The sequence below is a fragment of the Streptomyces sp. NPDC020362 genome, assembly GCF_040642095.1.
Classification (GTDB): Bacteria; Actinomycetota; Actinomycetes; order Streptomycetales; family Streptomycetaceae; genus Streptomyces.
Genome location: NZ_JBFAET010000282.1, coordinates 1 through 9,084 on the forward strand (window position 1 = coordinate 1; position 9,084 = coordinate 9,084).

The window sequence follows — 9,084 nt, forward strand, 5'->3', positions numbered from 1 at the left end:
GCCGCGCGACGGCCGGGCACCTGCCGCACGGGGTGCCCGGCCGTCGTCCAGCTGCTCCTTCTCAGTCCTCCCCGTCGCCGTCACGGGCTCCGAAGATGGCCCGCACCACCTCCACAGCACTGCCGTCGTGGTCGCTTCCCGCCGTGCCCCTGCCGGTCTGGACGTTGGCTGTGCGGTCGATCTCCAGCGTCGAGTCGGTCTCCGAGTTGTCGGTGCCCTTCTGCGAGTTGTCGATGACGGTGATCAGGCCCCCGTTCGCGACCGCGGGCACGGCACCGGCGCCGAGGAGCGTCACCGCGAGCATCGCAGCCGCCCAGAGCCGGATCACGACAGCCCTCATACGCCCACGCCCTCGGACTGCAGCCGCTCGGGGGCGATGTTGCGCTCCAGCAGGCTGGTCGACGCCTTCACGCCGACACCGCTCGTCGGGTCCACCTGCGCCAGCCGACCGTCGGCCGCCTTCAGCTCGACGAGCGCGGAGTCCATCGCCTCGTGCGCGGCGAACAGGCAGGGGGTGCTGTAGATCGCGACGTCCACGCCGAGGTCGGACAGCTCGCCCAGCGACAGACGGGGCGACTTGCCGCCGGCGATCTGGTTGAACAGCAGCGGCTTGTCCCCGACCACCTTGCGGATGCGGTCGATCCACTCGACGCTGCGCACCCCGTCGACCAGGACCACGTCGGCGTCGGTCGCGGCGAGCCGCTCGGCCCGCTGCAGGATGTCGTGCTCGTCGGTGGCGTCCGTGCGGGCGACGACCACCAGGTCGTTGCGCGTCTCCAGGACCCGCTCCAGCTTCTCCAGGTACTCGTCCAGCGGCAGCACCTGCTTGCCGTCGGCGTGCCCGCAGCGGCGGGGCCGCTTCTGGTCCTCCAGGATCACCCCGGAGGCCCCGATCCGTTCCAGCCCCTCCACGACATGGCAGGCGACCTCGGGATCGACGTACCCGTCGTCGATGTCGACCAGCAGATGGTGGTGCGGGAACGCGCCCCGCAGCCGCTGTACGAAGGCCACCATGTCCGGCCAGGCGATGAAACCGATGTCCGGCAGCCCGTAGTACGAGGCCGCGAAGCCGAAGCCCGAGACGAACATCCCGTCGTAGTGCTTGGCCGCGATCGAGGCCGAGTACATGTCGTACACGCCGATCAGTGGTGTCGTCCCGGGCCCGGCGATCCGCTCGCGCAGCTTTGTCCCGTAAGTCAAGGTCCGGCTCCTCCTGTGGGTGGGTGACGCGGGCCGGAGTGGGCCGTCGCGCCTCGGCGCCCTTTGCCAAGACAAGAGCATCTCTAGATACGCACGTGACCTGATATCTACGCTAGCTTTACTCACTCCAATGGCGGAGGGGGTTCACCGCAGAAACGTCACTCGGGTGCCCTGCCGCCCAGGCGGTCCTGCCGCTCGGGCGGGCCGGAAAGGCCGCTTCGCGACAGGCCTCGGCGGCGTGTCCCAGGGCCGTGCAGAACGCCCGTCCGTCCCCCATCCGGCGGCACCGGCCGGCGGATGGCCGGCTCCCGTCTCCCGCCGCCGGCGTACGACCTCTCGTCGGCCCGCAGCAGCACCCGCACCCGACCCCGCGGGTTGGACCGGAAGTCGTACCACTCGTCCGTGAAGTCCCGTACGGCGGGCAGGTGCCGGGTGGCGGGGTGGTGCGGAACCTCCACCACGGCCTTCCCGGACGGTGCTCCGGATGGCGCTCGAAGCGCGCGCCGAGGAGTTCGCCGTGCTACGGCCGCCCGCACTCGGTGCGGGCGGCCGCGCGCACGCCGGCGAAGCCGCCGCCCGACCCGACGTGTCCGGCGAGGCACTCGCGTCCGACGGGGGTCAGCACGTCACCGCTGGTGGAGGGGAGGACGACGGCCGCGTATCCGTCCTGCGGGTGCTCCAGGTCCGCCGGGTCCTCCGTGTGCCCGACGGTGAACTCCCCCAGCGCGCGTACGGCGTCGGCGGCGTCCGGTACGGAGTCGTGACGGTAGTCGGTGGTGCGGGTGTACCGGACCAGTCGAGGTGTCCTGTGGTCGAGTCTCCTCCGGGCGCTGTAACCTCCCCCGGAATGAAGGCCATTCCTCCGCTGCTGGACCATCTCGTGCTGGCGACGCCCGATCTCGCCGCGACCGTCGCCGAGTTCGCGTCGCGGACCGGGGTGACGCCCGCGCCCGGCGGGGTGCACGTCGGGCTGGGTACGCGGAACTACCTGGTCGCGCTGGGCGGCCGGAGCTACCTGGAGATCATCGGGCCCGATCCGGAGCAGCCGGAGCCGGTGGAACTGCGGCCGTTCGGGGTCGACCGCCTGGCCGGTCCGCGCACGGTGACCTGGGCGATCTGTCCGCCCGATCTGGAGACGACGGTCTCGGCCGCCCGTGAGCGCGGATACGATCCGGGGCCCGTCCACCCGATGAGCCGCCGCACCCCCGACGGCACGCTGCTGGAGTGGCGGCTGACCGACAGCGGCTCCGGGCATCCCTCCGGACTGGTCCCGTTCCTCATCGACTGGGGCGATTCGGCACACCCCGCCACCTCCGGGCTGCCCGTCACCCCGCTGCTGGAGGTGACGGCAACGGTGCCCGAACCGGGGGCGGTCCGCCCGCTGCTGTCCGCGCTGGGCACCGAACTCACGGTCACCGAGGGACCGTTCGCGATCGCCTTCACCGTGCAGACGGCACAGGGGCCGGTCACCTTCGGCTGAGGTCCCGCAGCGGCGGAAAGCCCGCCGGACCCGGCCGTGGATCCAGCGCGGCCACGAACGCCGCATGCGACTGCCGGCTGCCCCGGGGCCGTCGTGTCCGATTCCTTCAAGACCGGGCTCCCACCCCCTGCCTACGGTGAGCGCATGACTCCACGATTCGCCGTGATCGGCGTGGTGACCTCCGACCTGGCCGCCTCGCTCGCCTTCTACCGCCGCCTCGGACTGGTCTTCCCCGCGGGGGCCGAGGAACAGCCGCATGTCGAGGCCGAGTTGCCCGGTGGTCTGGTGCTCGCACTGGACACCGAGGACACCGTCCGCTCGTTCCACCCCGCATGGCGGCCGCCCGCCGGCGGGTACCGGGTCGGGCTCGCCTTCCGCTGCGACTCGCCGGCCGAGGTCGACGACGTCTACGAGGACCTGGTGGGCGCCGGGTACCACGGGGAGCTGAAGCCGTGGGACGCCTTCTGGGGGCAGCGGTACGCCACCGTGCACGACCCCGACGGCAACGGGGTCGACCTGTTCGCGCCGCTAGCCGCCCAGTAGCTCGCCGAGCGTCGTCCCGGCCAGGTCCCGCACCTCACGGGCGAGGTGGGGCTGGTCCGCGTATCCGGCGCGGGCCGCCGTCTCGGCGAAGGGGACCCCGCAGCGGGCCAGGGCCAGGCCGCGTTGCAGGCGCAGGATGCGCGCCAGGGTCTTGGGTCCGTACCCGAACGCGGTCAGGCAGCGGCGGTGCAACTGGCGTGCTCCGAGGCCGAGTTCGGCGGCCGTTGCCGCGACCGAGCGGCCCCCGTCCAGGCACTCGACCAGACGGCGCAGGAGCGCGTCGGGGGCTGCCGACTGTGCCGCCCGGTCCAGGGCGATGTTCTCCAGGGCCGTCGCGGGGTCGCAGGCCGCCTCGACGCTCTCGCGCAGCCGTCGCACCCGGGGGGCGGGCCACAGGTCCGCCAACTCGACGCGGGCGTCACGCAGTTCGTGTGCCGGGACACCGAGCAGGGCGGGTGCGGTGCCGGGGAAGAACCGGATGCCCGCCCAGGCGCGGGGCGGGCCCCCGGGGACGTACGCGCGCGTGTCGGGGCCGGCGACCAGCAGCCGGCCCTCGCTGTACAGCAGGTCCATGCAGCCGTCGGGCAGCACGGGCCGGACGGCGGGGTCCTCCGCGGTGCGCTGCCAGACCACCGCGCCGGTCAGCCGGGACGGCCGCTCCTCGTACACGTACGCCAGGCTACGCCGCCCGGGTGCGGTGCTCCTGGGGGCTGACCCCGTACACCCGCTTGAAGGCGCTGGAGAGGGCGAAGGCGCTGCCGTAGCCGACCCGGCGGGCGATGGCGGCGAGGGTGTCGTCGGTGTCGCGCAGCCGGTCGGCCGCCAGAGCGAGGCGCCAGCCGGTGAGGTAGGCCATCGGGGGTTCGCCGACCAGACCGGTGAAGCGGCGGGCCAGGGCCGCACGGGACACCCCGGCCCTGGCGGCGAGCGCGGCCACCGTCCACGCGTGCGCCGGGTCGCCCTGGATCAGGCGCAGGGCGCGGCCCACGACCGGATCGCCCAGGGCCCGGTACCAGGCGGGCGCGGCCGCCTCGGGGCGGGAGAACCAGGCTCGCAGCGCGCTGATGACGAGCAGGTCCAGCAGACGGTCCAGGACCACCTCCTGGCCGGGTTCGTCACGGACGACCTCCTCCATGAGGAACGGGGTGAGCGGGCACTGCCACACCTCGGCCGGAAGGGTCAGCAGCGGGGGCAGGGCGTCCAGCAGACGGCTGCTGATCTCACCCTGCACCAGATAGGTGCCGATCAGCATCACCGTCGGGGCGTCCGGGCGGTCGCCCCAGGTCCGCACCCCGAGGTCCATGGAGCCGTTCAGGGAGCCGCCGTCGGGGTAGCGGCATTCACCGCCGGGCAGGATCAGCGCCTGCGGGGCGGTGGTGGGGGTGTCGCCGCAGGTGTACGCGTCGGGGCCACGCGCGATGGCCAGGTCGCCGGGGCACAGCCGCACCTGCTCGCCGCCGTCGTGGGTGATCCAGGCGTCGCCGCGCGCCATCAGCATCACCGTCAGCGGTGCCCGGTCCTCCACCCGTACCGCCCACGGCGGCTCGAAGCACGCGCGGATCATGAAGGCGCCGCGCGCACGGGGGCCGTCGAGCAGGCCCGCAAGGGGGTCCCCCCGCGTGAGCATGTTGGAGTGTGGGGGAGCGTCCATGGGGTCAGCGTAGACGCGCGCGTATGGGAGTGAGTTGTTCGGCGATGGTCCCTTGTCCGGGGCGGCAGTTGACTGGCGGACATGACGCAGAACACGAGCAGGACACGGGTGTCGACGGTGGTGGTGACCGGAGCGTCCGGTCGTACGGGCAGCCGGGTGGCCGAGGCCGCGCGGGCGGCCGGGATGACGGTGCGGGCGGCCTCGCGGGCGCAGGGCTTCGACTGGCGGGACCGCTCGACGTGGGCGCAGGTGCTGCGCGGCGCCGACGCGGCCTATCTGGTGTACCCGTCGGACGTGGGGGCGCCGGACGCGGCGGACGCGGTCGGGAACCTGGCCCGCGAGGCCGTCGCTCTGGGGGTGCGGCGGCTGGTGCTGCTGTCCGCGCGGGGTGAGGAGCAGGCGCGGCCGGCCGAGGAGGCTCTGCGTGCGTCGGGGGCGCGGTGGACGGTCGTCCGGGCCGCGTGGTTCGCGCAGAACTTCAGTGAGGGCCCGCTGGTGGCGGAGCTGCGGGAGGACGGGGCGCTGGTGTTTCCGGGCGGCGCGGTGCAGGAGCCGTTCGTCGACGTGCGGGACATCGCGGACGTGGTGGTGGCGGCGCTCACCGGGGGCGACCGGTACGCCGGGCAGGTGCTGGAGGTGTCCGGGCCGCGGCTGCTGAGCTTCGGCGAGGCGGTCGCGGAGATCGCGGCGGCGACGGGGCGTGAGCTGTCGTACCGGGCGGTGCCGGCCGAGGAGTACGGGGAACGGCTGGCCGGCTTCGGGGTGCCGCCCGAGGAGGTGGGCTTCGTGGTGGACCTCTTCGCGTCGCTGCTCGACGGCCGCAACGCGCACCTGTCGGACGGTGTACGGCAGGTGCTGGGACGTGAGCCGCGGGACTTCGCCGACTTCGTGCGGGAGGCCGCGACGGCGGGGACATGGAAGCCGCTCGCTACCGCCGGGAAGCCATGACACGGGTACCGGCCGCCGGGCACCGCCGACCACCGCCGCCGGACCTCGCACCGTTGCGGCGGTCAAAGAGGGCCGCTTCACCGACCGGCCGCCGGTCGGTACCCGGGCCCCTTCACCGACGAGCCGCCGGTCGGTACCCGGGCTGATTCGGCGGCCCGGCGCCGGTCAGTTCCCGCGGGGTGGTGTTTCTCCGCCCGCCCCGTTCGCCCCGTGCGCCTTGTGCGTGTGGTGGTGCGGGTTCTTCGCGTGGGTGCGCAGGCGGGCCGTGACGTCCTCCGGGGGCAGGAAACGGGACCAGCGCTCGGGGAACTCGGAGGGCATGTCGGGGTCGTCGGGGTCGGCATCGCGGGCCGCGGCGGCACGGGTGACGTACTCGACCACCTGGGCCTCGCGCAGCCGCTCGTTGGCCTCGCGGGCGGCGGCCGTGGCCGCGGCCGGCCAGACCCGGTCGATGGCGGCGTTCATCGCGGCGCCGACGAGCACGGCGAAGGCGGACACGCCGATCCAGAGGAGGACGGCGACCGAGGCGGCGAGGGAGCCGTAGATCGTGGCGCCCTCAACGGTGTTGGTGAGGTAGATACGGAGGAGGAAGCTGCCCAGGACCCACATGGCCAGGGCGACCAGGGCGCCGGGCACGTCCTCGATCCAGGGGGAGCGGACGGGCACGGACACGTGGTACAGGGTCGTCAGGAAGACGATGGACAGGACGATGACGACGGGCCAGTACAGGACCTGGATGCCCGTCTCCGACCAGGGCACGATCCGCACCACCGCGTCCGGTCCGGCCACCATCAGGGGCAGCGCGACCGAGCCGATCAGCAGGGCCACGATGAAGAGCAGGAAGGACATCACCCGGGTCTTGACGATGCCGCGGACGCCGTCCAGGCCGTACATGACGGTGATGGTGTCGATGAAGACGTTCACCGCGCGGGAGCCCGACCACAGGGCGAAGAGGAAGCCGATGGAGATGACGTCCGGCCGGCCACCCTTCATCACGTCGTGCAGGATCGGCTCGGCGATCTCCTTCACGCCCTTGTCGGAAAGGACCGTGCGGGAGGCCTCCAGGAGGTTGTTTTCCAGGCTCTGGATGGTGTCCGCTCCGGTCCAGGCGTCGACGTAGCCGAGCAGGCCGATGAGGCTGAGCAGCAGCGGCGGCACGGACAGCAGCGTGAAGAAGGCCGCCTCGGCCGCCAGGCCCAGGATGCGGTACTCCATGCACGAGTTGACGGTGTCCTTCAGCAGCAGCCAGGCGGTCCTCCGCTTGGAGACGTTGCGGTAGAGGGCTCGGGCCCGGTGGAGCCGGCCCGGGGGCCGCTCGGGGGGTTCGCTTCCTGACTGCACGACCTAACGGTATCCGCCGTGCCGGACCGTCCTCACCTTCCGGGGCCGGTGACCGGCGCCGACGCGCCCGGGGGCACTGCTGTGCCACTCTGGAAGCCCCCCGTCGCCGCTGTCCCGGGTAGGTTCGAAGTCATGGCAGGCATCTCCACCCACACCGTGACGAACCAGCCTCCTGCCCTGGTGGGCTACGACCTCTTCACCGCCGACCGGGCCCTCGTCGAGGCGGTCGGGCGGCACACCCCCGCGGACGTGCTGGAAGAGGTGCGCGACGAGCTGTCCACGCTCGGCCGGGCCTCGGGTTCGTCGCAGGTGCAGGAATGGGGTGTGCAGGCGAACGAGCACCCGCCGCGGCTGCGCACGCACGACCGCTACGGCCACCGGATCGACGAGGTCGAGTTCCACCCGGCCTGGCACCGGCTGCTCGGCAAGGGGGTCGGGGCGGGACTGACCGGCGCCTGGACGCGCCCTGCCGGGCATGTGCGCCGGGCGGCCGGCTTCCTGGTCTGGACGCAGGTCGAGGCGGGCAACTGCTGCCCGCTGTCGATGACCCACGCGGCGGTGCCCGCGCTGCGGACCGACCCCGGGCTCGCGGCCGAGTGGGAGCCGCGGCTGACGTCCACGGTCTACGACCGCGAGCTGCGGCCCCCCGGGCAGAAGCCCGGAGCCCTCTTCGGCATGGCCATGACGGAGAAGCAGGGCGGCAGCGACGTACGGGCGAACACCACCGTGGCCCGGCCGCTCGCCGAGGCCGGGACGTACACCCTGACCGGGCACAAGTGGTTCTGCTCGGCGCCGATGTCCGACGGCTTCCTGGTGCTGGCCCAGGCATCCCCCTCCCGGGGAGAAGGGGGCCTCACCTGCTTCCTCGTCCCGCGCGTCCTCGCCGACGGCACGCGCAACGTGTTCCTGCTGCAGCGGCTCAAGGACAAGCTGGGCAACCGGGCCAACGCCTCCGCCGAGGTCGAGTTCGACGGCACCTGGGCCCGCCGGGTCGGCGAGGAGGGCCGTGGGGTGCGCACCATCATCGAGATGGTCGCCGCGACCCGGCTGGACTGCGCGCTCGGCTCGGCGGGCCTGATGCGGCAGGCGGTGGCGCAGGCGATCCACCACTGCACCTACCGGGAAGCCTTCGGCGGCCGGCTGCTGGACAAGCCGCTGATGCGCAACGTCCTGGCCGACCTCGCGCTGGAGTCCGAGGCCGCGACCACGCTGGCCCTCAGGCTCGCGGCCGCCTACGACGACGGAGGCGAGCAGGAGCGCGCCTTCCTGCGGCTCGCGGTGCCGGCCGCCAAGTACTGGATCACCAAGCGCTGCGCTCCGGTGGCCGTGGAGGCCGCCGAGTGCCTGGGCGGCAACGGGTACGTCGAGGAGTCGGGCCTGCCCCGGCTGGTGCGCGAGTCGCCGCTGAACTCCATCTGGGAAGGCGCCGGAAACGTGCAGGCGCTGGACGTGCTGCGGGCGCTGCAACGTGAGCCGGGCGCCCTGGACGCCTGCCTCACCGAGATCGGCCGGGCGCACGGCGCCGACCACCGGCTGGACCGGGCGGTGAAGGACCTGTTCACCGAACTCGCCGATCTGGACGGCATCGAGGGCCGGGCCCGGCGGCTGGTCGAGCGCCTCGCACTGGTGCTCCAGGGGTCACTCCTGGTGCGGCACGCGCCGTCGGAGGTCGCCGACGCGTTCTGCGCCTCCCGGCTCGGCGGCGACCGGGGCGCAGCCTTCGGCACCCTGCCGACGGGCCTGGACCTGGCATCGGTGGTGGAGCGGGCGCGACCGCTGTCCGACCCGGCCTGACCTGCCCTTCCGCGGGCCGACACCGCGAGGGTGGTGCTGCGCCGACACGGCACCACCCTCGCCTCATGGGGCCCGTTGGAGGCCACGCAAGCCCCCCCGCGGCGGCGGGGGTGGGCAAGTCGAAGCC

The 9,084-nt window shown here is 73.2% G+C and carries 9 protein-coding genes and 1 pseudogene; 4 read left to right on the forward strand and 6 right to left on the reverse strand.

What is annotated here, in order from left to right:
* Positions 1-61 precede the first annotated feature (61 nt).
* The 3 genes and pseudogenes from AB0H32_RS44360 to AB0H32_RS44370 form a co-directional block, all read right to left on the reverse strand.
* The gene (locus tag AB0H32_RS44360) at positions 62-340 is read right to left on the reverse strand and encodes a hypothetical protein (protein ID WP_361134111.1); all 279 of its coding nucleotides are present in this window, start codon (positions 338-340) and stop codon (positions 62-64) included.
* Positions 337-1,200: an isocitrate lyase/PEP mutase family protein gene (locus tag AB0H32_RS44365; RefSeq protein WP_361134114.1), complete on the reverse strand. Its 864-nt coding sequence runs from the start codon at positions 1,198-1,200 to the stop codon at positions 337-339. Before AB0H32_RS44365 ends, AB0H32_RS44360 begins: the two co-directional genes overlap by 4 nt.
* 118 nt (positions 1,201-1,318) lie before the next feature.
* Positions 1,319-1,996: pseudogene (locus AB0H32_RS44370) on the reverse strand (ThuA domain-containing protein).
* Between the two features lie 51 nt (positions 1,997-2,047).
* Between AB0H32_RS44370 and AB0H32_RS44375 the strand changes: the two are divergent.
* The gene (locus AB0H32_RS44375) at positions 2,048-2,680 is read left to right on the forward strand and encodes a VOC family protein (RefSeq protein ID WP_361134117.1); all 633 of its coding nucleotides are present in this window, start codon (positions 2,048-2,050) and stop codon (positions 2,678-2,680) included.
* 144 nt (positions 2,681-2,824) lie between these two features.
* Entirely contained in the window at positions 2,825-3,223 is a 399-nt protein-coding gene (locus tag AB0H32_RS44380; RefSeq protein ID WP_361134121.1) for a VOC family protein, read from the forward strand.
* Here AB0H32_RS44380 and AB0H32_RS44385 read toward each other — a convergent pair.
* The gene (locus tag AB0H32_RS44385; RefSeq protein ID WP_361134124.1) at positions 3,209-3,892 is read right to left on the reverse strand and encodes a helix-turn-helix domain-containing protein; all 684 of its coding nucleotides are present in this window, start codon (positions 3,890-3,892) and stop codon (positions 3,209-3,211) included. The two genes, AB0H32_RS44380 and AB0H32_RS44385, sit on opposite strands and share 15 nt — an antisense overlap.
* 10 nt (positions 3,893-3,902) lie before the next feature.
* On the reverse strand, positions 3,903-4,874 hold the full coding sequence (locus AB0H32_RS44390) for an AraC family transcriptional regulator (RefSeq protein WP_361134126.1): 972 nt from the start codon (positions 4,872-4,874) through the stop codon (positions 3,903-3,905).
* 81 nt (positions 4,875-4,955) lie between these two features.
* On the opposite strand from AB0H32_RS44390, the gene AB0H32_RS44395 reads away from it, so the two are divergent.
* On the forward strand, positions 4,956-5,822 hold the full coding sequence (locus AB0H32_RS44395) for an NmrA family NAD(P)-binding protein (RefSeq protein WP_361134129.1): 867 nt from the start codon (positions 4,956-4,958) through the stop codon (positions 5,820-5,822).
* 165 nt (positions 5,823-5,987) lie between these two features.
* Here AB0H32_RS44395 and AB0H32_RS44400 read toward each other — a convergent pair whose 3' ends face one another.
* Positions 5,988-7,163 (reverse strand): YihY/virulence factor BrkB family protein, encoded by a 1,176-nt coding sequence (locus AB0H32_RS44400; protein WP_361134132.1) that lies wholly within the window; start codon positions 7,161-7,163, stop codon positions 5,988-5,990.
* 132 nt (positions 7,164-7,295) lie between these two features.
* On the opposite strand from AB0H32_RS44400, the gene AB0H32_RS44405 reads away from it, so the two are divergent.
* Positions 7,296-8,957 (forward strand): acyl-CoA dehydrogenase family protein, encoded by a 1,662-nt coding sequence (locus AB0H32_RS44405; RefSeq protein ID WP_361134135.1) that lies wholly within the window; start codon positions 7,296-7,298, stop codon positions 8,955-8,957.
* The last annotated feature ends 127 nt before the right edge of the window (positions 8,958-9,084 follow it).